We start from the raw sequence: 21300 nt of genomic DNA, 5'->3' as shown, positions 1-21300 counted from the left end.
GTATGGTCGGTGTCTGAGTATTTTCAACTTGGCTCAGGTCTTAATTACCTTTGCCTGTTCCTCTTTTTTCATTGGCAGGTATATAGGTAAAGTTCATGGAAATTTTATCCGTTTTTAGTGTGTCTTCATGAGTTCAAGGGTTATGATTACCCGGAGTAATTAATAAAGATGTAATTTTGGAGTAACGAATGGCGTTTGACCTAGACCAGTACCAGGGTCTGATTTTCGATATGGATGGTACGCTTATTGATTCTATGCCTGCGCATCTTGATGCCTGGGAAAAAGCGGCTGAAGACTTTTCTGTTCCGTTTGATCGGGAGTGGATAGGGTCAATGGGGGGAATGCCATCAGCTAAGATTACGTTAGAAGTCAACAAGCGCTACGATCTGTCTCTTGATCCAGTTGCAGTGTCTTCTTCAAAGATGGGGCACTTTGAGGCAATGGAAGATTTTGGAGACCTTATCCCACAAACATTCGCTTTAGTACAAAAGCACTTTGGCATTAAAAAAATGGCGATTGGTACGGGGAGCGTAAGGCAAAATGCAGACAGAATGCTCAAAGCAAAGGATGTTATTCGCTACTTTGATGCCGTAGTGACTGCTTCGGATGTAGACAACCATAAACCAAACCCTGATACGTTTTTGCTTGCCGCTGAAAAGCTAGGCGTTTCTGCTGAAAACTGTGTGGTTTTTGAAGATACCTTATTGGGAAAGCAAGCTGCACACGCAGCAGGAATGGATTGCATCATGGTGGTTGAGGGCGGGTTTGAATTTTGTCCTAAGCCTTGAGGTAACTTGAGTATAAGTTGCCCTATATACGCAAAAGCCACCCATTTCGGGTGGCTTTCTCAATTCCGTTGATTTTGCAGTGCGGCTTATAGCGCGCCAGCCCAAAACAGGGCATTAGATAATGTGATTCCAAACATTACTGCCATCATCAGCAAGAAACCTGCTGCAAAACGTAATTTTGATAACATTTTTGTAACTCAATTTCAGTTTAAAGTAAAATCGGCGAAATAATGCCTAAAATGTGTGCGCCATACAACATTTTTTTTGTGTTTAAATTACAAAATGGAGCCCTCTCAAATACTTAGAGGGACAATAGAAAATCAAAGAATATGATTGCTCACACGTAAAGAAAAAATATGACGCTTACCTGAGCAAAATAGCTGTGAAATTTCATTTTCTTCTTGCTTAATAATTCGTTAGAATTGCGCGTTCGTCAGGCAAAGAGCATCCGTATTTGTTTTGAGCCTGACTGACGAATTCATGTCTTTAAGACAATTATTTTCTCTTACGCTTTGAATGCATGAAGCGTTTGAACGAACTAAACATGTGTTGCTTGGTGTGCAACACCACTGTAAAGGACAAAACATGCCTATTATTACTCTTCCTGACGGCAGTCAGCGTCAATTTGACAATCCAGTTTCTACACTTGAAGTTGCACAATCCATCGGTCCGGGTCTTGCGAAAGCCACCATTGCTGGTCGCGTAGACGGTAACCGTGTTGATGCCTGTGACCCAATTGAACAAGATGCAAGCCTAGAAATCATCACCGCAAAAGATGAAGTGGACGGTCTTGAAATCGTTCGTCACTCATGTGCTCACCTATTAGGTCACGCACTGAAACAGCTTTACCCACAAGCGAAAATGGCGATCGGTCCAACCATCGACAACGGTTTCTACTACGACATCGACTTGGACGAGTCGCTCACGCAAGAAGATCTGGAAAAGATTGAAAAGCGCATGAAAGAGCTGGCGAAAACCAAATACCAAGTGGTTAAGAAAAAAGTAAGCTGGCAGGAAGCACGCGACACGTTTGAATCACGTGGCGAACCATACAAAATTGAAATTCTGGACGAAAATGTTTCTCGTGATGATCGTCCAGGGCTTTACCACCACGAAGAATACATTGACATGTGTCGCGGTCCTCACGTACCACACATGGGTTTCTGTCAGCACTTTACGCTGCTAAACGTAGCGGGTGCATACTGGCGTGGTAATAGCGACAACAAAATGTTGCAGCGTATCTACGGTACGGCTTTCCATGATAAGAAAGCACTGAAGGCGCACCTGACTCGTCTTGAAGAAGCAGCAAAGCGTGACCACCGTAAAATCGGTAAACATCTAGACCTGTTCCACATGCAACAAGAAGCGCCGGGCATGGTGTTTTGGCATCACAATGGCTGGTCTATCTTCCGTGATCTGGAAGTATTTATTCGTCAGAAATTGACGGAATACGGTTACCAAGAAGTAAAAGGTCCATTGATGATGGATCGCGTACTTTGGGAACGCTCTGGTCACTGGGACAAATACGCAGACGCAATGTTCACAACCTCGTCAGAGAACCGTGAATACGCAATCAAGCCAATGAACTGCCCTGGTCACGTTCAGATCTTTAACCAAGGTCTGAAGTCTTACCGTGATCTTCCGCTACGTATGGCAGAATTTGGTTCTTGTCATCGTAACGAACCATCTGGTGCGCTGCACGGAATCATGCGTGTACGTGGCTTTACTCAGGATGATGCTCATATCTTCTGTACAGAAAGCCAAATCCAGGAAGAAGTTACTAGCTGTATTAAGATGGTATACGACACATATCAAACCTTTGGTTTTGATAACATCGTCGTGAAATTGTCTACTCGCCCTGAAAAGCGTGTGGGTAGTGATGAAATTTGGGATGAATCAGAAGAAGCGCTGAAACAGTCTCTTGAAAATATGGATATTCCATACGAGATTCAAGAAGGCGAGGGTGCGTTCTATGGTCCTAAGATTGAATTCACGCTATACGACTGTCTGGATCGTGCATGGCAGTGTGGTACGGTTCAGCTAGACTTCAACCTACCAAGCCGTTTAGGTGCAACTTACGTTGGTGAAAACAACGAACGTTTGGTGCCTGTGATGATTCACCGTGCGATTTTGGGCTCCCTGGAGCGCTTTATCGGTATTCTTATCGAAGAATATGCGGGTTTCTTCCCAACTTGGTTGGCACCAGAACAAGCAGTTATTATGAATATTACGGACAAACAGTCTGAATATGTTCAGGAAGTAGCACAAAAACTGCAAAAAAGTGGAATTAGAGCCAAAGCAGACTTGAGAAATGAGAAGATTGGCTTTAAAATCCGCGAACATACATTGAAGCGTGTTCCGTACATGCTGGTTTGTGGCGACCAAGAGATGGAAGCCGGAGAAATCGCAGTACGTACTCGTAAAGGTAAAGACCTAGGCAAATTTAAAGTGGATGACTTTATTTCATACATCCAAGCCGAAGTGTCGAGCCGTAAGCTCAATCTGGAGGAATAAGCTATTAAAGGCGGAAGACGTGGCCAACAGCCGGCCAAACAAAACCAGCACCGTTTGAACGGTGAAATTCGTGGCGTTCGTGAAGTTCGTTTAACAGGCGCTGACGGTGAGTCAGTTGGTGTTGTATCAATCAACGAAGCACTAGATGCAGCTGCAGAAGCTGGTATGGATCTCGTAGAGATCAGCCCTAACGCCGAGCCACCAGTTTGTCGTGTGATGGACTATGGCAAGTTCCTCTTCGAGAAGAGCAAAGCTGCTAAAGAGCAGAAGAAAAAGCAAAAGCAGATTCAGATTAAGGAAGTTAAATTCCGTCCTGGAACTGACATTGGAGACTATCAGGTAAAACTACGCAACCTGACGCGTTTCCTTGAAGACGGCAACAAAGTGAAGGTAACAATTCGCTTCCGTGGTCGTGAAATGGCTCACCAAGACATCGGTGTTGACGTTTTGAATCGTTTGAAAGAAGACACAGTAGATTTAGCTGTTGTGGAATCTTTCCCGACTCGAATCGAAGGTCGCCAGATGATCATGGTGCTAGCCCCTAAGAAGAAGTAATTAACGGCTTACAAGTAATTCAACCCTGCCGCAATTCCTTTGAATAAAGGCTTAAACGGCGGGGTTTTATTCGCCCTGATTACTAGTGTTAAATAACTCAACAATGCGGAGTTCTTCATCATGCCTAAGATGAAAACCAACAAAGGTGCTGCTAAGCGTTTCAAGAAAACTGCTGGTGGTATTAAGTACAAGCACGCTACAAAACGTCACATCCTGACTAAGCGTACTACTAAGAACAAGCGTCAGCTACGTCCAAACGCAATCCTTCCTAAGTGTGAAGTGGCTGCAGTTGTTCGTATGATGCCATACGCTTAATTCTTTTTAGTTATCAATCGTTTAGTTTAGGAGAAGCATAATGCCTCGCGTAAAACGTGGTGTACAAGCTCGTGCACGTCATAAGAAAGTTCTAAAACAAGCTAAAGGTTACTACGGTGCTCGCTCTCGCGTATACCGCGTAGCTTTCCAAGCAGTTACTAAAGCTGGTCAATACGCTTACCGTGACCGTCGCAACAAGAAGCGTCAATTCCGTCAACTGTGGATTGCACGTATCAACGCTGCATCTCGTCAAAATGGTCTATCTTACAGCCGTTTCATCAACGGTCTTAAGAAAGCATCTATCGAGATCGACCGTAAGATCCTTGCTGACATCGCGGTATTCGACAAAGCTGCATTTGCAGTTCTAGTTGAAAAAGCGAAAGCTGCTCTTTAATAAGCAGTGTAAGGTTTAAGAGAAGGGGAGCATTTGCTCTCCTTTTTTCTTTTTGTTGAATTCTCCCATCTCCCTTCCTATTTACTCTCTCTTATAGAACCTCATAAGAAATCAAAACAGCGCCTAAAAATTCGTTTCGATCAGTGCTATTTCATTGCATGCCGCCATTTACTTTGTCAGAGTGATTTTTTCTGCCACTTAATCGGGGTTTAGCCATGTCCGATGTACAGGTTTCTCTTGGGCTTGACCAAGATGGATATATTACAAATCCTTGTTCGGCTGACCGAATCCAACCCGATTTCCAGCCCGTGGTGAACGCCGTGTCTGACATGCTCTATTCCGGCTTTAAAAATAAAGTTCACAGCCTATATCTGTACGGCAGTGTGGCGCAGGGAAAAGCCCTACCGGAGATATCTGATCTTGATGTTTCGGTGGTGTTTAACGAACCACTAAGCGCACTTGAAAGCAATCGCCTTAAGGAAATATCAAACGAAATAGTTCGGAAACACTCCGTAGTTAGCAAGCTCGATATCGACCCCGGTTACCTAGAAGAAGTGATACATAAAAGGGAGAAGTATCGGTGGCATTTTTGGCTTAAGCATTGCTGCTGTTGTATTGCGGGTGAAGACTTGTCAAAAAGGTTTAGTCGCTTGAAACCTAGCGTTCATATAGCGTATGAATTGAACAGCGACCTCGAAGCTTTTATTGAAACTCTGGACGTTGAGTTTTTTCACGTTTCTAAGGTGAAGCGAAGACAAATTCTAGCGAAGAAGATTTTACGTACAGCCTACACACTCATTGCAGAGAAAGATGACAGTTGGCATACAGAGCTAGAACACTGCATGCGTGCTGCAATGCCGTACTACCCAGACTATGAACAAGACCTTCAACTGGCACTGAAAATATCTAAGGGTGTGCTGGCTGAAGACAGGCAGGTTAAACAACTCGTTAAACGTTTGGGGAGTAAGTTAATTGAAACGTTGAATAACGCCAAACCATTTTCAGCAACCTATCGAGAGTAGTAACCTCTAACTATATTAATCAGCAAGGAGACCCATGAAGGAACTCAATGGAGGTCGGGAAAATTCGATCTTTCAATGTGGTGATACTGTTATTCGTCCATTGAATCCATGGTCGTCAACGATACATCTGCTCCTAACCCATTTGTCACAGAAGAGAATGAGTGGCATTCCAAAATTAGTTGGCAAAGATGAAAGCAATGAACACTTAACTTTTGTCGAAGGCGACACGTTCAATTATCCACTTAGAGGGGCTATCGCATCGGAAGAAGCTCTGGTCTCTGCTGCTCAGCTCCTCAGAAAAATGCATGATGCAAGTGAGTCTTTTGTTCACGAACATTCAGTCGAGGAGCTTTGTTGGATGCAAACACCGAGAAAGCCCTATGAGGTGATATGCCACAACGATTTCGCTCCTTACAACGTAGCTCTTGTTGGCAACGAAACCGTTGGTGTTTTCGATTTTGACACAGCTTACCCCGCCCCCAGAATTTGGGATTTAGCATATGCGGTGTATTGTTGGTCTCCCTTAAAAACTCATCCATCCGATCGTTTGGGAAATATGCAAGATCAAATAGATAGGGCACGGCTTTTCTGTGAAGGATATGGCATTAGCGTGGAGGAGCGTGAGCGGCTACCAAGCGTTATGATTTCAAGACTAGAAGCTCTGGTTGCCTTTATGCACAAGGAAGCCTTGTTAGGTCACGAGAGTTTTATCTCTAACATCAGAGACGGGCACCATCATGCTTACATGAAAGACATTGAGTACATTCGAAAAAACCAGAAAGCCATCAGAATGGGCTTAGGCTAAGATCGACTTAACAGTCAGGTTATGGCTGTACACAAAGGAAACTCAACACTCTGTTACGTTACTTCAGTTTCTGAACGGGTAGCTATGCATTAACATCAATGTCTAACTATCCGTTTTTATAGAGGTAATATGAAAAAGTCACTCATCGCATTGTTTGTTATGACTTCTCTGGCAGGGTGTGAAGATGCAACCAAAGCTATTGATCAGGCACAAGAGACAGCTAACAGTGCCGTCGACAACTTCCAAGAACAACTGAATGTGGTAGATCTTAGCGATTTCAATCTGGACCAGTTAGGCAGTGCTGCAGATTCAGCTCAGGAGCTTGCGTCAGCTATTGAAGAAGTTATGAATATGGACTTAAGCAACCCTGAATCACTTGTCCAAGCTACAGAGCACATTTCTAATGCTTATAGTTGTTTGGTTGAAGCTTCCTCGGACACTACTGCAGATAAGCTTATTGAAAAGGTAATGAATTCTATCAGTAACGAAGATGCTTTAAATTTGATAGAGCAGGGTGTTGAAAAGGCAAAAGCGGCGCAAGAGTGCGTAATGTAGGAAATACTTAGCTCCTGCTTTTTTACATTAATTGGCAGATTGGGGTGAGGAATTTGCGACGCAAATCTTTTTAAATGAGAGTGACTACCACTGATCGGTTGTAAAGCAACTGACTCACCAGTCAGAATAGAGGTTTAAATTGGATATTCAAATTTACACATCTCCTGAGCAATCAGATATTGATGAAATTAAAGCTGGTCTTCGTAAACACAATACCCCATTTCTTAAAGATGTAAGACATGAGGATTTTCTCTGTTACCTGAACGACGATAATGGCAAAAAGATCGCTGGCTTAATTGGAGAGATATGGGGGAACTGGCTTCAAGTTAATTTCCTTTGGGTCGATGAAAATCAAAAGTCGCAAGGCTTGGGAAAACAATTGTTAAAACGTGCTGAAGACTTTGCCAAAAAGAACGGATGTCACTCCTGTTCGCTCGACACGTTCAGTTTTCAGGCAAAACCGTTTTACGAGAAGCAAGGTTACCAGGTTCAAATGCAACTGGAAGATTTCCCCGAGAATGCACAGCGCTTTTACATGGTAAAAACTCTTAAGTAATGGTCAACGACTGGCTAGGAAAAACGCACTCTAAATTGCACACATAACAACAAATAAACGAATGGAAAATGTAGATGGAAATAATTAAAGTAACAGCGTCAGAAGTCGAAATGGCTGCAAGTCTTTTCGACCAGTATCGTGTATTTTATGGCAATGAATCTGATGAGGCATTAGCCCGAACGTTTATCGGTGAGCGTATTGCCAATGCCGAATCGGTTGTGTTTCTCGCTAAGGATGATTCAGGAAACGCAGTCGGTTTTACCCAGCTTTACCCTACGTTTTCTTCGGTGTCTGCCCAGCGAAGCTGGATTTTAAATGACCTGTATGTCTCGGCTGATGTCCGCGGTCAGGGGTATGGAAAAGCTTTAATGAATGCAGCCAAAGACTTCGCGATTGAAACGGGAGCCAAAGGGTTGGCATTAGAGACAGCTCACGATAACCAGAATGCGCAGAAACTTTATGAATCTCTGGGTTATCAGCGTGACGAGCATTACTACAGCTACTTCTTGTCCGTGTAATCAAATATGATAGAAAATAGCTCAGAGTAATCTGGGCTATTTTTTTATGATCACCGGAAATCATGGAGGCAATATGCCAATAGCTATTTGCTATGCACGACAAGAGATTCTGGAAGCATTGAAAGCATCACCGCTTGTAGAAATGTGGGCTCAATGCTCGCAAAAAGATGCCGAGCATATGACGGTTAATTTCATAAAGTGTGAGTATCAAAAAGGGAATCCGTACAAAATACTTGTTGATTTGAAGTTACCTTCGCTATGGAGTCAAATCAGTCGAGAAGCCTTAGCACTTGGATTGTCTCAAGCTTTGTCAGTAGAAGCGGGGATATCTGAGGCAGAGCTATTAGTAACAGTCAATGTCATTGAATCGGGCTGTGTGGTGTCCAATGGTCAGATAGAGACTTGGTAGACCTAGACCACTACCTCATGAAATTTGGGGTCATCCCTGTCCAGCAAAATCTTGGAACCATCTTTAAAGGTATAAAGCTTTCGTGTGGATGTGATGTATTCCGACTGTTTTGCTTTCAGCACAGTTTTTAGAACCAGTGTTAAGCCATCTGAAAAGTCATCAACTAACTCATCTGCAATTGTTTTCTGCATTGTGATTTTCTGTAACCTTTTGAATAGGCATAGACTAACGTTTGTACCTTATAAGAGCAATCTCAGAACACCATTCCCTTAGCAAACATCAATTCTATCTGCTTACCTGTCCATTCTCATATTTGCTTATCCAAAGACTTTGTTTCACTAATGAGACTGCTGTCGAAGTCTGATGGGGAAATGGCGAAATTACGTCTAAAGTAGTTTAAGGAGGAGTTTATCTTTGTTGATTCGGAGGTGAACATGGCTGTTTCCCCAAAACACAATGGCATTGGCAAGCACTACAATCCTGATCAGGATTTCAGTAACGATCAAAGGCACCGTTTTACTGAAATAGCGAACAGGGCTGTGGAGCGACGTGCTCAAAAAAGCGCAGTCGGTAGTAATGCCGCTTCAAATAAACAACCTCAACCCAAAGCTAAAACTCACAAGAGAAAGAAAACCTTCTTCTCAGGTTTAGTCAGAGCGGCTATCTGGTCTGCCGTTCTAGGTCTGACCTGGCTATGGGTGATCTTTATGACTGGGGGATATTAGCGGCATATTTCATCCCGCTCATATTTTACAATAAATCTTATTAATGGTTTCAGTGTTCTATACTGCTATTAGACGTTTATAGAGCAGGCACACACCATGGCAATTCCTAACGAGATAACGGAAGAAGAGATCCAATACGAATCATTGGGTGACTTCTTCCAAGATTTCCGTGAAGCGCATGAAAAATGCGAGGTTATTCTGATCGATCTGGAACACAGACCAGATGATGTCGATTTATTGAATGGCTTGTTTCGTGTAGTGCACACCATAAAAGGCAATCTGGTGTATGTCGGGTTGGTATCAATCACTCCATTGATGCAAAGCTTGGAAGATCTCCTCGATTACATTCGTAAAGGGCATCTGTCGTATGACAGCATCTTGTGTGATGTGATTTTGCTCTCCTTGGATAAAACTAAGCAGATGGTCGAAGCTCGGCTTGATGGACGAGAAAGTCCTCTGGCTTCGGATGTTTTAGATAAGATTTGTGAAGACATCAGTTTAGTGGCTGATGTTTCCGCCAAGAAACAAGTTAAGCTGATTAACGATGTGTTACTACTGCTCGACCCTTCAGCTCAGATTACAGAAGTACCTGATGATGAGGTCACATCCAGTGAAAGTAATGAATCTGAGCAAATAAGAGAGAGCTACCAAGAAGAACTGCTTGGAATGTTAACTCAACATGGAATTGAAATAGACGACGATATTCGGTTTTATTCCAGTATGGTTCAGCCTCTTGAAGACAGAAGTAAATACTGGCACGGGCGAACTCTCAGACAACTGTTTCTGAGCATGGAAATGAACAGAGTTGCCGGAAACCCCGTTGACCCTTCCCAGCTGGCAGTTGCTGTTATGCTGCACGATGTCGGTATGTCCTTCATGCCTTTAGAAATGCTTAACAAGAAAGGCACGATTACTTCCAGTGAACGTGAAATTTTGCATCACCATCCATACTCTGGATATCTGCTTCTCAACGAGTCAATTCGTTGGCATGATGCGGCGGTAATGATACTCCAGCATCATGAACAGATGGATGGTTCTGGCTACCCTAATCACCTGAATCAGGATCAGATATGCGATGGTGCAAAAATCTTAAGCATCGCCGATACGTTTGATGCCAGAACCCATGAAAGAGCCCACCATACTTTGCTCAAGCGACCACTTGTCCGATGTATTGTCGAGATCAACAATTATAAAGACAAGCAATTTGACGCGCGTTGGGTCAATGTCTTTAATCAGGTTGCCAAGCAACATTTCAAATCAGATTCTTAACATTCGTTAATGGATAACTTTCTCTATCTGGGTATAGTTTTGTCTCATACCCAGTTTGAGGAAGCACCATGGATGTTTCATTGATGACCCGTCAGGATTTCGAACTGTTCTGGAATACTTTTCAGGAAATCGTTCGTGCAGAAGAAACCTACGCTTTTGACCCCGACATAACGTTTGAAGATGCTTACTCATTGTGGGTAGAAAACACCACCGCTACGTTTGTGTTTAAAGAGAACGGTACTGTTTTAGGGAGTTATTACCTCAAGCCTAATGCAGCTGGGCCGTCCAGTCATATTTGCAATTGTGGGTACATGGTGGCTTCCAGTGCCAGAGGAAAAGGATTAGCAACACAAATGTGTCTTCATTCTCAGGCTCATGCAAAAAAGTCCGGATTTTTAGCCATGCAATTTAATTCTGTGGTTTCAACTAACGAGAGTGCGGTTAAATTATGGGAAAAATTAGGCTTCAATATTATTGGGGTTATACCTGATGCATATCGCCATAAAAAGAAAGGTTTTGTTAGTAGTTATATTATGCATAAGGTACTGATTTAAAATTGTAACCTATGTATTTTTCTTGCGGTCTAAAGGGTTGAATATAAACAGCATAACAATGAGATTTTTATAAGTAATATTATTGTTAATAACCAAATGTAAAAACCGTTGCGCTCCATAATAATCTAGTATATTCTCCGCGCTAATCTCGAAGAGCGTTTTGGGGGATACGCACAGTGACCATTCAAGCTGATTGTGACACTGTGTAGGGTAGGTACTGATTGGTTCTTCAATCAGTAGATGGGAAGAAAATGCCATAGGACTGGTATTGTTATAGGAAGCCCAACATGACTAACTTAACTTCAATTTTTAAAATCAGCTTCGTACTTCCAAACTGCAGTATCATTACTGAACCTTGATACGTCGCACATTTCTCTATTAGCACACTTTGCTAAATCCTTGCCTTTGTTTGCATGACAAACACAGGTTGCTTTCTATTGCTTTTCTAATACGCCAAAGATCTATTTTGCGTTAATGAAAGCGAATCTTTGCTATTCAAAATCAATAATTTGAAATGGCGCTATTTAAAGGTTTTTTGCGATGAGCACAGCTTTTGAAATGGACGCATCACGCTCCAATACACCTTTCTCATCTGTTGTTCCTGGAGTTGAAGGCGTTTATGACCTGACTCCAGACCAAGTATTACTCGACCAAGAACAACATGAGTCGGAAGTACGTTCTTATCCGCGTCGTTTACCAATCGCCATTAAGCGCGCATATGGTGCATTGGTAGAAGATACCCGTGGACAAATTTTCCTAGATTGCCTTGCTGGTGCAGGCACACTTGCGATGGGTTATAACCATCCTGAGATCAATCAAGCACTAAAAGATCAACTGGACTCTGGTCTTCCGTACCAGACTCTTGATATCACGACGAAAGCCAAAGACACCTTCATCAAACGCGTTAAAGCGTTTCTGCCTGAAGAGTTTGCCAAAAACTCTGCCATTCAGTTCTGTGGACCTTCTGGCGCCGATGCAGTAGAAGCGGCGATTAAGCTTGCAAAGCAAACCACCGGGCGCAACACCATGTTCGCATTCCGAGGTGCTTACCACGGAATGACCAATGGCACTATGGGCATGATGGGTAACCTTGGCACCAAAGCGCGTCGCACGGGTTTGATGTCTGACGTTCACTTTATGCCGTTTCCATACAACCTACGCTGTCCGTTCGGTTTGGGTGGCGATGAAGGCGCAAAAGCCAGCATTCGCTACATGGAGCGTCTGTTGAACGATGACGAAGCGGGCATCATGAAGCCAGCTGCGATCATCGTTGAACCTGTACAAGGTGAAGGTGGTGTAATTCCTGCACCGGCATTCTGGTTGCGCGAGCTGCGTCGCCTTTGTGATGAGCATGGTATCCTGCTGATTTTTGATGAAATCCAGTGTGGTGTCGGTAAATCTGGTTACCGCTTTGCGTTCGAAGAATCCGGCATTTCTCCAGATATTCTCTGCTTGTCTAAAGCGATTGGTGGTGGTTTGCCGATGTCTCTGCTTGTTTTCAACAAAGAGATCGACACTTGGAAAGCGGGTGAACATACAGGTACATTCCGTGGTAACCAACTCGCAATGGTTTCAGGTGCAAAAGCACTGGAAATCATTGAGCGCGACAACCTTGTTGAGCATGCGAACATTGCTGGTCAATACCTTCGTCTTGGATTAGAAAGAATCCAGAAGCGAGTGAAATGTGTTGCAGAAGTTCGTGGTAAAGGTTTGATGCTGGGTGTTGAAATCCAGAACCCTAATGGCGAGAAAAACAAATTCGGCGAGCCCGTTGCAGACGGCGACCTTACACTAGCGATTCAGCGAGCAGCGCTTGAGCGCGGTTTGATGGTTGAGAAAGGTGGTCGTGAAGGGGCGGTGATTCGTTTCCTACCACCTCTTATCATCTCGTTTGAGCAAATCGATTTTGCACTACGAGTGATTGAAGAAGCGATGTTAGTGGCTGGTGGTGGTCTGAAAGATGAAACACCAGAAGAAAGCGAATGGCAAAAGCATTTTATCCAGACGGGTGAAACCGGTGCTGATGAATTTGCTTCGGTAATGAATCATACAACCAAAGCCATGAAACAGTTGTTCGAGCAAGTGGACAAGCCATACTCCGGCATGGACCCAAAACTGCTTGAAGCCCAAATCAATGGGGTAAATCTGGATGCGTCGAACGAAAGCCTGAAAGACGTTATCACTGGTGCAACCGATCTAGTCGCTAAGAACGCGATTTTCACGCAACACCCTAATTGTATTGCGCACCTTCACACGCCTCCTTTGATGCCAGCGGTAGCTGCAGAAGCAATGATCGCGGCACTGAACCAGTCAATGGATTCTTGGGATCAGGCCTCTTCTGCCACTTATGTAGAGCAGAAAGTCGTGGACTGGTTGTGTGAACGTTATGAGCTAGGTGAAAAAGCTGATGGCATCTTTACCAGCGGTGGCACACAAAGCAACCAAATGGGTTTGATGCTGGCACGTGACTGGATTGCAGACAAACTCAGCGGTCACTCCATTCAAAAGCTTGGTTTGCCAGAATATGCTGACAAACTTCGCATTGTTTGCTCAGCTAAAGCACACTTCACCGTGCAAAAATCCGCATCTTGGATGGGGTTAGGTGAAAAAGCCGTACTGCCTGTTGATGCATTGCCAAACGGCACTATGGATACGACCAAGCTAGAGGAAACCATTGAGCAAGCCAAAGCAGAAGGTCTGATTCCATTTGCGGTAGTGGGTACTGCTGGCACAACCGACCACGGTGCGATAGACGATCTGAACATCATTGCCGATGCAGCAAAAAAACACGAACTTTGGATGCACGTTGACGGTGCCTACGGTGGCGCATTGATCCTGAGCAGCCACAAGGCGCGATTGTCGGGCATTGAACGTGCAGATTCAGTGAGCGTGGACTTCCACAAATTGTTTTATCAAACAATCAGTTGTGGTTCTCTATTGGTGAAGGATAAAGCGAACTTTAAGTTCCTGCTTCACCATGCGGATTACCTTAACCGCGAACACGATGAGCTGCCTAATCTGGTCGACAAATCCATCGCAACAACCAAGCGTTTTGATGCATTGAAAGTCTTCATGACTATGCAAAACGTGGGTCCAAAAGCGTTAGGCGATATGTATGACCATCTGCTTGAGCAAACACAGCAAGTGGCGGACCTGGTTCACCAACGCAAGGGCTTTGAATTGCTCTCAGAACCTGCATTGTCAACGGTGTTATTCCGAGTAACCAATAACCAGGTTGATGATCTGTGCAAGCTGAACCAGAAGGTTCGCATCGAAGCCTTGGTTCGCGGCATTGCAGTATTAGGTGAGACCACGGTAAACGGTCAGTCAGCGCTGAAATTCACAATTTTAAATCCGTGTCTGGCTCTGTCAGACTTCGAAAAACTATTAAACGACATCGACCAACTAGCGGTTGAACTAGCGAAATAATAAGGGACAAGAATAATGGCAATTCTTCAAATTGGTGCAGGCGGCGTAGGTTGGGTAGTCGCACACAAAGCGGCTCAGAACAACGACGTGCTGGGTGATATCACCATTGCTTCACGTACTGTAGGCAAGTGTGAAAAAATCATCGAATCTATTCAGAAGAAAAACAACCTGAAAGATCCATCCAAGAAGCTGGAAGCTCGCGCAGTAAACGCAGACGATGTCGACGCTCTAGTTGCACTCATCAAAGAAGTACAACCTGACCTTGTGATTAACGCAGGTCCTCCTTGGGTGAACATGACCATCATGGAAGCGTGTTACCAAGCGAAAGTCTCTTACCTTGATACATCCGTTGCCGTAGACCTTTGTTCTGAAGGTCAGCAAGTACCAGAAGCGTACGACTGGCAGTGGGGTTACCGTGAGAAGTTCGAAGAAGCGGGCATTACAGGTATTCTAGGCGCGGGCTTCGATCCAGGTGTTGTATCTGTATTCGCTGCATACGCAGTGAAGCACCTGTTTGATGAGATTGACACCATCGACGTAATGGACGTGAACGCAGGTGATCACGGTAAGAAGTTTGCTACTAACTTCGATCCAGAAACCAACATGCTAGAGATCCAGGGCGACTCTTTCTACTGGGAAAACGGAGAGTGGAAACAAGTTCCTTGTCACTCTCGTATGCTTGAGTTTGACTTCCCGAACTGTGGCTCTCACAAAGTTTACTCAATGGCACACGATGAAGTGCGCTCAATGAAAGAATTCATCCCAGCCAAACGCATTGAATTCTGGATGGGCTTCGGTGATCGTTACCTGAACTACTTCAATGTTATGCGCGATATTGGTCTGTTAAGCCCAGATCCACTGACTCTGCATGACGGCACGGTTGTCCAGCCTTTGCATGTACTTAAAGCGCTATTGCCAGACCCAACGTCTCTTGCGCCGGGTTACACAGGCCTAACGTGTATCGGTACTTGGGTTCAGGGTAAGAAAGACGGTAAAGAGCGCAGCGTATTCATCTACAACAATGCTGATCATGAAGTCGCGTACGAAGACGTTGAGCACCAAGCTATTTCTTACACTACAGGTGTACCAGCCATTACTGCGGCGCTGCAATTCTTCCGTGGTGAGTGGGCAGACAAAGGTGTGTTCAACATGGAACAGCTAGACCCGGATCCGTTCCTTGAAACTATGCCTTCTATTGGTCTTGACTGGCATGTACAGGAACTGGAAGCAGGGCAGGGACTTCCCAATATTCACGAACTGAAAAAGTAAGAACCTAGCTCAGGCTAATCTTGAATGTACTAAAGCCGATGCCACTGCGTCGGCTTTGTTCGATTTTAAAGTGCTTTATTTGTTAAAGCACTCAAGGGACTAAGAATGCAAAAAAGCGAACTGAAAACCCCGTACTTCATGATCAATGAAGATAAGTTGATTGCGAACCTAGAGAAAGCCAAACAACTGAAAGAGATTTCCGGAGTGAAGTTGGTACTGGCACTCAAGTGCTTTTCTACTTGGGGTGTGTTTGACATCATCAAACCTTACTTAGATGGAACGACAAGCTCGGGTCCATACGAAGTCAAACTTGGGCACGAAACCTTTGGTGGCGAAACGCATGCCTACAGCGTGGGTTACAGCGAAGACGATGTTCGTGAGGTCGCCGACATCAGCGACAAGATGATCTTCAACTCACAAAACCAGTTGGCGGCATATCGTCATATTGTTGAAGGCAAAGCTTCAATTGGTCTGCGTTTAAACCCAGGGGTGAGTTACGCGGGGCAAGATTTAGCAAACCCAGCGCGTCAGTTTTCTCGCTTAGGCGTGCAAGCTGACCACATCAACCCTGAAGTGTTTGATTCCATTGATGGTGTAATGTTCCACATGAACTGTGAGAACAAAGACGTTGATGCCTTTATCGGTCTGCTGGATTCCATCTCAGAGCAGTTTGGTGAATACCTGAATAAACTGGATTGGGTCAGCATGGGTGGTGGGGTATTCTTCACTTGGCCAGGTTATGACATTGAAAAACTAGGCTTGGCACTGAAAGCCTTTTCTGAAAAACACGGTGTTCAGATGTATCTGGAGCCTGGTGAAGCGATCATCACGAAAACGACTGACTTGGTAGTAACGGTTGTGGATGTCGTTGAAAACCAGAAGAAGACCGCGATTGTTGATTCGGCGACCGAAGCTCACCGTCTAGACACCCTCATTTACGACGAGCCAGCATCAGTTTTAGAAGCGTCTGAAAATGGTGAGCATGAATATGTCATTGGTTCATGCTCTTGTCTGGCAGGTGACCAGTTCTGTGTCGCCAACTTTGACCAGCCACTAGAGATTGGGCAGAAACTGCATATCATGGATAGTGCGGGTTACACCATGGTGAAACTCAACTGGTTCAATGGACTTAAGATGCCTTCCATTTACTGTGAACGTTCCAATGGTGACATTCAGAAACTGAACGAGTTTGACTACTCTGATTTCAAACGTTCTTTATCTCAGTGGTCTGTTTCTTAGGGCTAGATAAAAAAGAATACCTAAAAAGGGCGAATACGTGGCGTATTCGCCCTTTTGTTATCTTCTCTATTGACTCGTGTAAAGATTACTGAAAAATTCATCTTAGGAAGATGATTAACGTGATAAGGAAGTGCATGTCGAGTAAACCCTCTAACGCTGTAACCATGACAGACGTTGCTAAATTAGCCGGAGTTTCTCGTGCTTCTGCTTCCAAGTATTTCAATGGAGATATGTCTCTTAAGCCCGCGACCATTCAGCGCATCCAAGCGGCTTGTGAAGCCTTGCAATACGTACCCAATCAACACGCTGTAAACTTGGTAAAAGGGCAGAGTTCACTGATTGCGGCTGTAGTGCCTTCGACTACTGATAGTTTCTATTCCGATACGCTGAAACACATTGAAGATTTCGCTAACGAGAAAGGTCTGAACCTGATTGTGCAGAGCACCCATGGTGATGCAGAACGAGAGCGCAAAATCATTCAGTCGCTTCGCAGCTTGAAACCCAGAGCATTGATTTTAGTGCCGACGGCAAGTGATGAAGCATCAGTACGTTTTTTTGAAGCACTGCGTCACGATATACACATCGTCTGGCTAGATAACTGTTTGTTGGAAAACGCGAGTTATGTGGTCAACGATAACAGACACAGTCTGGAAATCATCTGTGACTATTTCCTCGAAAAAGGCATTCATCCTTTCTACCTGGATGTACCCAAGAAGCTTGAAAAACCGTCTATTACCACTCGCAGAAAGAGTTATTGCGATCGCATGGAGAACGCTGGCTTAACGCCCAGATTCATCGTGGATGAAGACTTAGATATTACCTGGCCAGACGCTGCGTACGGACACACGATGATCTTTAAGTGGCTGCAAGAAACCGACTGGGCGAGTGAGAAATGCGGCATTATTTGCATGAATGACAACATCGCTGTAGGCGCATTAAGTGCGTTAAACAACGCTGGGGTAAAAGTCGGGAAACAGGTTTTGCTGGCAGGACACGACGACATTGAACTCGCGCCATTTTTGACTCCACCACTGACCACAGTGAAGCAAAGTTGCAGTCAAATGGCGAGGGCGGTGGTTGATGCGGTGTTGGAACCGGAGATTATTCGAGAGGTCACCATTCATTCCCGTTTAGTGAAGCGTTTGTCTGCTTAGTTGAGGTTTAAAATAACGATGTGATCCAGTCAAAGATCTTCTTATTTTTCCTCAAGCTACAGAGTGTTTTTCCTATAAATAAACGAACTTTACTTCCAAAATTGTTAGCGTTTTTTATCCAATGATTTAATCCTTTTAGTTTTAAATTAATATAAAACAATGAGTTAGGTTTTCTCCTTCTACTCTGATTCACAAAACTGTTCACTAAATCACCTTTCTCATTTTTGATTCTGTACACGTGTCAAAATATAACATAGGGTTAACTTTAACGAATCGGTTAGAGAATTGGGCATCTGGAAAAAGATCTAAAAGATAGGAAGCGTTTCTTTTTACAGCCATGTTATGCCCGTGTCATCCCATCTGATACAAGGAAGGAAAACGATGAAACATACCGTGAAAGTTGCCACCCTGACAGCGATTCTGGGTTTGGCTGCAATGTTCAGCCAAATGACAAATGCTGCTGAGAAACTCAAGCTTGCCCTGATCCCTGGGGTTGTTGATCCATTTTATTTCACCATGCACAGAGGCGCGCAACACGCAGCAGATGCCATTGGTGCTGACCTGGCATTTCAGGTTCCGCGCGAATGGAACACCACCGCTCAAGTGCCTATTTTGAACGCCATCATCGCCAAAAAACCGGATGCGATTTTGATTTCTCCGGTTGATAAACAACAGTTGATTGCACCGTTGAAACAAGCCGCTGACGCGGGTATCCGCGTGATTACAGTGGACACGTTCATTGATGACGGAAACTATCAGGATGGAAGTGGTCCAGGCGATTTTGTCGACAGTTATATCGCATCCGACAACGTGCTAGGTGGTCGAATTGCTGCCCGAGCGCTGGCGAAATCCATTGGTTACAAAGGCAAGGTGTATGTGGCAAGTGTGAAACCCGGCATTTCCACTACTGACCAACGCGCGGAAGGCTTTATGGATGAGATGAAGCGCTGGCCAGATGTAGAGGTTCTGAAGATTCAGTACAACGAAGATGATTCCAACAAGTCAGCTTCACAACTTCAGGCGGTTTACGCACGTAATCCAGACCTTGCAGGTGTGTTTGGTGCCAACACATTTTCTGCGTTGGGTGCAGCCGAAGGTGTGAAGAAGCTGGGTAAAGTGGGCGAGATTAAGGTAGTGGCATTTGATGCATTGCCAAGAATTGTTCAGGACATTAAAAGTGGTTTGGTCGACATTGCTGTCGCTCAGCAACCTGCCACCATGGGTTACTACGGTGTCATGACTGCCCATGCGTTGTTAACAGGTCAGGCAGTACCTACTCACATCGGAACCGGGTTTGTGGTGATGGATAAATCGAACATCGATTCACCAGACATCCGTAAATACGTGTACTCCGACTAAAGAATCACAGGGCAGGCGCATCCTGCCCTAAGTCAGCATTCTAATTACAAACCTAAATCTATAGATAGGTATTTTTATGTCTAGTGTTCCATCTACCACAAAGGCAGAGGAGTCGTCTGCTCAAAATTCAGGTTTTTCCTGGCTGGAGTGGTTGAGCAAAGCCTGGCCCTGGTTATTTTTAACTTTATTACTACTGTTTTTTGAAGTGTGGTCGCAAGTGATGTTTGACACCACATTTCTGGGTAACAGCTTCACTCTGCAAAGTATTGCTTTATTTGCTGCTGCCCCATTGTTACTGGGTATTGGTCAAACCTTTGTGATCATAGCGGCGGGCATCGATTTGTCGCTCGGATTCATCATGGGTTTTGCGTCGGTCATTATGGCCGCTACCATGAATTTGATGCCAGCGGATACCTTTATTGCACTGATAGTAGGGTTCGGTGCAGCGCTGTTGGCATCCTTTATTCCCGGTGTCATCAATGGCACCTTGATTGCGAGACTCGCTATCCCGCCGTTTATCGGAACATTAGGCATGTATGGTGTTGCAAGGGGGATGGGGTTCATTTTTGCTGACGGCACCACGGTCCCAGTCAACAACAGCTACCTGTATGCCTTTGGTAATGGGAAATTATTAGGCATTCCTTATCCGGTTTTGCTTGCCATCGCGGTGCTTATTCTCGCGCATTACCTGTTATCTCAAACCAAGTTCGGGCAATACACTTACGCGATTGGTGGTAATCGCAATGCGGCGATTCGTTCAGGCATTAAAGTCAAACGCCAGCTGACCTGGGTATATATTCTTGCGGCTTTATGCGCAGGTTTAGCAGGTGCCACTTACACAGCCCGTTTCTCTGCTGGGGCAGCGCAGGCCGGCGAGCCTATGTTGCTGGATTCCATTGCGGCGGTGGTGATTGGAGGCGCTAGTTTGTTTGGCGGCTACGGCACTGTTATCGGCACATTGATTGGAGCATTGATCATCGCCGTTATCCAGTTTGGCTTGGTGTTTATTGATGTTGAACCATTTTGGCAGTTTGTGGCGGTTGGTGTGGTCATCATAGTTTCAGTGTTCATTGACCAGTCGAAATCTAAGCTGACAGGAGGTCACGATGAATAGTGCTGAACAAGCAAAGCCCATCCTGTCGGCGTCTAATCTTTGCAAAACCTTTGGGGGAGTCGAAGCACTAAAACAGGTGTCGTTTGAAGTTCGACCCGGCGAAGTTATGGCATTGGTGGGGGATAACGGAGCGGGTAAGTCCACTCTGATTAAGACCTTGTCTGGTGTCTACATTCCCGATAGCGGCACCATGACTTACCAAGATGAGGATGTTGCCTTCGAAGACCCGTCGCAAGCGCGAAGTTCAGGGATTGAAACCATCTATCAGGATTTGGCGCTGGCCGACAATCTGGATGTGGGCAGCAATATCTTTCTTGGCCGGGAGCCCAAAACCAAGCGATTAGGGGTGTTTCCTGTATTGGACAGAGCCTACATGACCAAGGTGGCTGAAGAGGTCATAAAGCCACTCGATATCATCATTCCAAAGGCCTCACTCAAAAAGCCAGTGCTGAGTCTATCGGGTGGACAGCGACAGGCGATTGCCATTGGGCGAGCGGTGTACTGGCAAGCCAAAGTTCTGATTATGGACGAACCCACCGCGGCACTGGGCGTACCCGAGCAGCGTAAAGTGATGGAGCTGATTTTAAAGCTCAAAGAACAGGGCGTCGCCATCATTCTTATCTCTCACAACATGAATGATGTGTTTGCGGTGTCAGACAGAATTACCGTTCTTCGCCGAGGGCAGGTTGTTGGTGTGCGCGAAGCAAAAGAAACCAACAGCGAAGAGCTGGTGCATTTAATGGTTGCAGGTTAAGGA

22 protein-coding genes are annotated in these 21300 nt (G+C 44.8%); 21 read left to right on the top strand and 1 reads right to left on the bottom strand.

What is annotated here, in order from left to right:
- The first annotated feature begins 188 nt into the window (after positions 1-188).
- From INR79_RS11200 to INR79_RS11150, 11 genes are all read left to right on the top strand, one after another.
- The gene (locus INR79_RS11200; protein WP_223094221.1) at positions 189-788 is read left to right on the top strand and encodes a beta-phosphoglucomutase family hydrolase; all 600 of its coding nucleotides are present in this window, start codon (positions 189-191) and stop codon (positions 786-788) included.
- A gap of 585 nt (positions 789-1373) precedes the next feature.
- Positions 1374-3302 (top strand): threonine--tRNA ligase, encoded by a 1929-nt coding sequence (gene thrS / locus INR79_RS11195; RefSeq protein WP_004401087.1) that lies wholly within the window; start codon positions 1374-1376, stop codon positions 3300-3302.
- A 3-nt stretch (positions 3303-3305) separates the two neighbouring features.
- A complete protein-coding gene (infC, locus tag INR79_RS11190; RefSeq protein WP_079655637.1) occupies positions 3306-3857 on the top strand; it encodes a translation initiation factor IF-3 in 552 nt (183 codons plus the stop codon).
- A 120-nt stretch (positions 3858-3977) separates the two neighbouring features.
- Positions 3978-4172: a 50S ribosomal protein L35 gene (gene rpmI, locus INR79_RS11185; protein ID WP_004401085.1), complete on the top strand. Its 195-nt coding sequence runs from the start codon at positions 3978-3980 to the stop codon at positions 4170-4172.
- Between the two features lie 40 nt (positions 4173-4212).
- Positions 4213-4566 carry a 50S ribosomal protein L20 gene (gene rplT / locus INR79_RS11180; protein WP_004401084.1) on the top strand — a complete coding sequence of 118 codons (354 nt, stop codon included), beginning with the start codon at positions 4213-4215 and terminating at the stop codon, positions 4564-4566.
- Between the two features lie 215 nt (positions 4567-4781).
- Entirely contained in the window at positions 4782-5588 is an 807-nt protein-coding gene (locus INR79_RS11175; RefSeq protein WP_223094219.1) for a nucleotidyltransferase family protein, read from the top strand.
- Positions 5589-5622: 34 nt separating this feature from the next.
- Entirely contained in the window at positions 5623-6393 is a 771-nt protein-coding gene (locus INR79_RS11170; RefSeq protein ID WP_223094217.1) for a phosphotransferase enzyme family protein, read from the top strand.
- 129 nt (positions 6394-6522) lie between these two features.
- Positions 6523-6948, top strand: coding sequence for a hypothetical protein (locus INR79_RS11165; RefSeq protein WP_223094215.1), 426 nt, complete (start codon positions 6523-6525; stop codon positions 6946-6948).
- A 139-nt stretch (positions 6949-7087) separates the two neighbouring features.
- Positions 7088-7504, top strand: coding sequence for a GNAT family N-acetyltransferase (locus INR79_RS11160; RefSeq protein ID WP_223094213.1), 417 nt, complete (start codon positions 7088-7090; stop codon positions 7502-7504).
- A 74-nt stretch (positions 7505-7578) separates the two neighbouring features.
- On the top strand, positions 7579-8022 hold the full coding sequence (locus INR79_RS11155) for a GNAT family N-acetyltransferase (RefSeq protein ID WP_004401079.1): 444 nt from the start codon (positions 7579-7581) through the stop codon (positions 8020-8022).
- A 73-nt stretch (positions 8023-8095) separates the two neighbouring features.
- Positions 8096-8431 (top strand): hypothetical protein, encoded by a 336-nt coding sequence (locus tag INR79_RS11150; RefSeq protein ID WP_223094211.1) that lies wholly within the window; start codon positions 8096-8098, stop codon positions 8429-8431.
- 2 nt (positions 8432-8433) lie between these two features.
- On the opposite strand, the gene INR79_RS11145 is transcribed toward INR79_RS11150, so the two are convergent.
- Positions 8434-8622 carry a hypothetical protein gene (locus tag INR79_RS11145; RefSeq protein ID WP_004401077.1) on the bottom strand — a complete coding sequence of 63 codons (189 nt, stop codon included), beginning with the start codon at positions 8620-8622 and terminating at the stop codon, positions 8434-8436.
- Between the two features lie 243 nt (positions 8623-8865).
- Between INR79_RS11145 and INR79_RS11140 the strand changes: the two genes are divergently transcribed.
- The 10 genes from INR79_RS11140 to INR79_RS11095 all read left to right on the top strand — a co-directional run bounded on the left by INR79_RS11140 (position 8866) and on the right by INR79_RS11095 (position 21297).
- A complete protein-coding gene (locus INR79_RS11140) occupies positions 8866-9156 on the top strand; it encodes a hypothetical protein (RefSeq protein ID WP_223094209.1) in 291 nt (96 codons plus the stop codon).
- A gap of 96 nt (positions 9157-9252) precedes the next feature.
- The gene (locus INR79_RS11135; RefSeq protein ID WP_223094207.1) at positions 9253-10425 is read left to right on the top strand and encodes an HD domain-containing phosphohydrolase; all 1173 of its coding nucleotides are present in this window, start codon (positions 9253-9255) and stop codon (positions 10423-10425) included.
- A 68-nt stretch (positions 10426-10493) separates the two neighbouring features.
- Positions 10494-10979, top strand: coding sequence for a GNAT family N-acetyltransferase (locus INR79_RS11130; RefSeq protein WP_045961176.1), 486 nt, complete (start codon positions 10494-10496; stop codon positions 10977-10979).
- A gap of 540 nt (positions 10980-11519) precedes the next feature.
- Positions 11520-14408 carry a pyridoxal phosphate-dependent class III aminotransferase gene (locus INR79_RS11125; protein ID WP_223094205.1) on the top strand — a complete coding sequence of 963 codons (2889 nt, stop codon included), beginning with the start codon at positions 11520-11522 and terminating at the stop codon, positions 14406-14408.
- A gap of 15 nt (positions 14409-14423) precedes the next feature.
- Positions 14424-15677 (top strand): carboxynorspermidine synthase, encoded by a 1254-nt coding sequence (locus tag INR79_RS11120; RefSeq protein WP_022612954.1) that lies wholly within the window; start codon positions 14424-14426, stop codon positions 15675-15677.
- 105 nt (positions 15678-15782) lie between these two features.
- The gene (nspC, locus tag INR79_RS11115; protein ID WP_022595620.1) at positions 15783-16916 is read left to right on the top strand and encodes a carboxynorspermidine decarboxylase; all 1134 of its coding nucleotides are present in this window, start codon (positions 15783-15785) and stop codon (positions 16914-16916) included.
- A 134-nt stretch (positions 16917-17050) separates the two neighbouring features.
- Positions 17051-18070 carry a LacI family DNA-binding transcriptional regulator gene (locus INR79_RS11110; RefSeq protein ID WP_022550979.1) on the top strand — a complete coding sequence of 340 codons (1020 nt, stop codon included), beginning with the start codon at positions 17051-17053 and terminating at the stop codon, positions 18068-18070.
- A 381-nt stretch (positions 18071-18451) separates the two neighbouring features.
- Positions 18452-19429: an ABC transporter substrate-binding protein gene (locus tag INR79_RS11105; RefSeq protein WP_004401069.1), complete on the top strand. Its 978-nt coding sequence runs from the start codon at positions 18452-18454 to the stop codon at positions 19427-19429.
- 76 nt (positions 19430-19505) lie between these two features.
- Complete coding sequence (locus INR79_RS11100; RefSeq protein ID WP_004401068.1) at positions 19506-20543, top strand: ABC transporter permease subunit; 1038 nt, start codon at positions 19506-19508, stop codon at positions 20541-20543.
- Complete coding sequence (locus tag INR79_RS11095; protein ID WP_022592932.1) at positions 20536-21297, top strand: ATP-binding cassette domain-containing protein; 762 nt, start codon at positions 20536-20538, stop codon at positions 21295-21297. Before INR79_RS11100 ends, INR79_RS11095 begins: the two co-directional genes overlap by 8 nt.
- Positions 21298-21300 lie beyond the last annotated feature (3 nt).

Source organism: Vibrio sp. SCSIO 43132 (genome assembly GCF_019904195.1).
In the GTDB taxonomy this organism is placed as follows: domain Bacteria; phylum Pseudomonadota; class Gammaproteobacteria; order Enterobacterales; family Vibrionaceae; genus Vibrio; species Vibrio nigripulchritudo.
This window is presented reverse-complemented; position numbering and strand designations above follow the sequence as displayed.

Bases quoted from the DNA above. Each gene is read 5' to 3' on its own strand.
- INR79_RS11200 (WP_223094221.1), top strand. From the start codon at position 189: ATGGCGTTTGACCTAGACCAGTACCAGGGTCTGATTTTCGATATGGAT.
- thrS (WP_004401087.1), top strand. From the start codon at position 1,374: ATGCCTATTATTACTCTTCCTGACGGCAGTCAGCGTCAATTTGACAAT.
- rpmI (WP_004401085.1), top strand. From the start codon at position 3,978: ATGCCTAAGATGAAAACCAACAAAGGTGCTGCTAAGCGTTTCAAGAAA.
- rplT (WP_004401084.1), top strand. From the start codon at position 4,213: ATGCCTCGCGTAAAACGTGGTGTACAAGCTCGTGCACGTCATAAGAAA.
- INR79_RS11175 (WP_223094219.1), top strand. From the start codon at position 4,782: ATGTCCGATGTACAGGTTTCTCTTGGGCTTGACCAAGATGGATATATT.
- INR79_RS11170 (WP_223094217.1), top strand. From the start codon at position 5,623: ATGAAGGAACTCAATGGAGGTCGGGAAAATTCGATCTTTCAATGTGGT.
- INR79_RS11165 (WP_223094215.1), top strand. From the start codon at position 6,523: ATGAAAAAGTCACTCATCGCATTGTTTGTTATGACTTCTCTGGCAGGG.
- INR79_RS11155 (WP_004401079.1), top strand. From the start codon at position 7,579: ATGGAAATAATTAAAGTAACAGCGTCAGAAGTCGAAATGGCTGCAAGT.
- INR79_RS11150 (WP_223094211.1), top strand. From the start codon at position 8,096: ATGCCAATAGCTATTTGCTATGCACGACAAGAGATTCTGGAAGCATTG.
- INR79_RS11145 (WP_004401077.1), bottom strand. From the start codon at position 8,622: ATGCAGAAAACAATTGCAGATGAGTTAGTTGATGACTTTTCAGATGGC.
- INR79_RS11140 (WP_223094209.1), top strand. From the start codon at position 8,866: ATGGCTGTTTCCCCAAAACACAATGGCATTGGCAAGCACTACAATCCT.
- INR79_RS11135 (WP_223094207.1), top strand. From the start codon at position 9,253: ATGGCAATTCCTAACGAGATAACGGAAGAAGAGATCCAATACGAATCA.
- INR79_RS11130 (WP_045961176.1), top strand. From the start codon at position 10,494: ATGGATGTTTCATTGATGACCCGTCAGGATTTCGAACTGTTCTGGAAT.
- INR79_RS11125 (WP_223094205.1), top strand. From the start codon at position 11,520: ATGAGCACAGCTTTTGAAATGGACGCATCACGCTCCAATACACCTTTC.
- INR79_RS11120 (WP_022612954.1), top strand. From the start codon at position 14,424: ATGGCAATTCTTCAAATTGGTGCAGGCGGCGTAGGTTGGGTAGTCGCA.
- nspC (WP_022595620.1), top strand. From the start codon at position 15,783: ATGCAAAAAAGCGAACTGAAAACCCCGTACTTCATGATCAATGAAGAT.
- INR79_RS11110 (WP_022550979.1), top strand. From the start codon at position 17,051: ATGTCGAGTAAACCCTCTAACGCTGTAACCATGACAGACGTTGCTAAA.
- INR79_RS11105 (WP_004401069.1), top strand. From the start codon at position 18,452: ATGAAACATACCGTGAAAGTTGCCACCCTGACAGCGATTCTGGGTTTG.
- INR79_RS11100 (WP_004401068.1), top strand. From the start codon at position 19,506: ATGTCTAGTGTTCCATCTACCACAAAGGCAGAGGAGTCGTCTGCTCAA.
- INR79_RS11095 (WP_022592932.1), top strand. From the start codon at position 20,536: ATGAATAGTGCTGAACAAGCAAAGCCCATCCTGTCGGCGTCTAATCTT.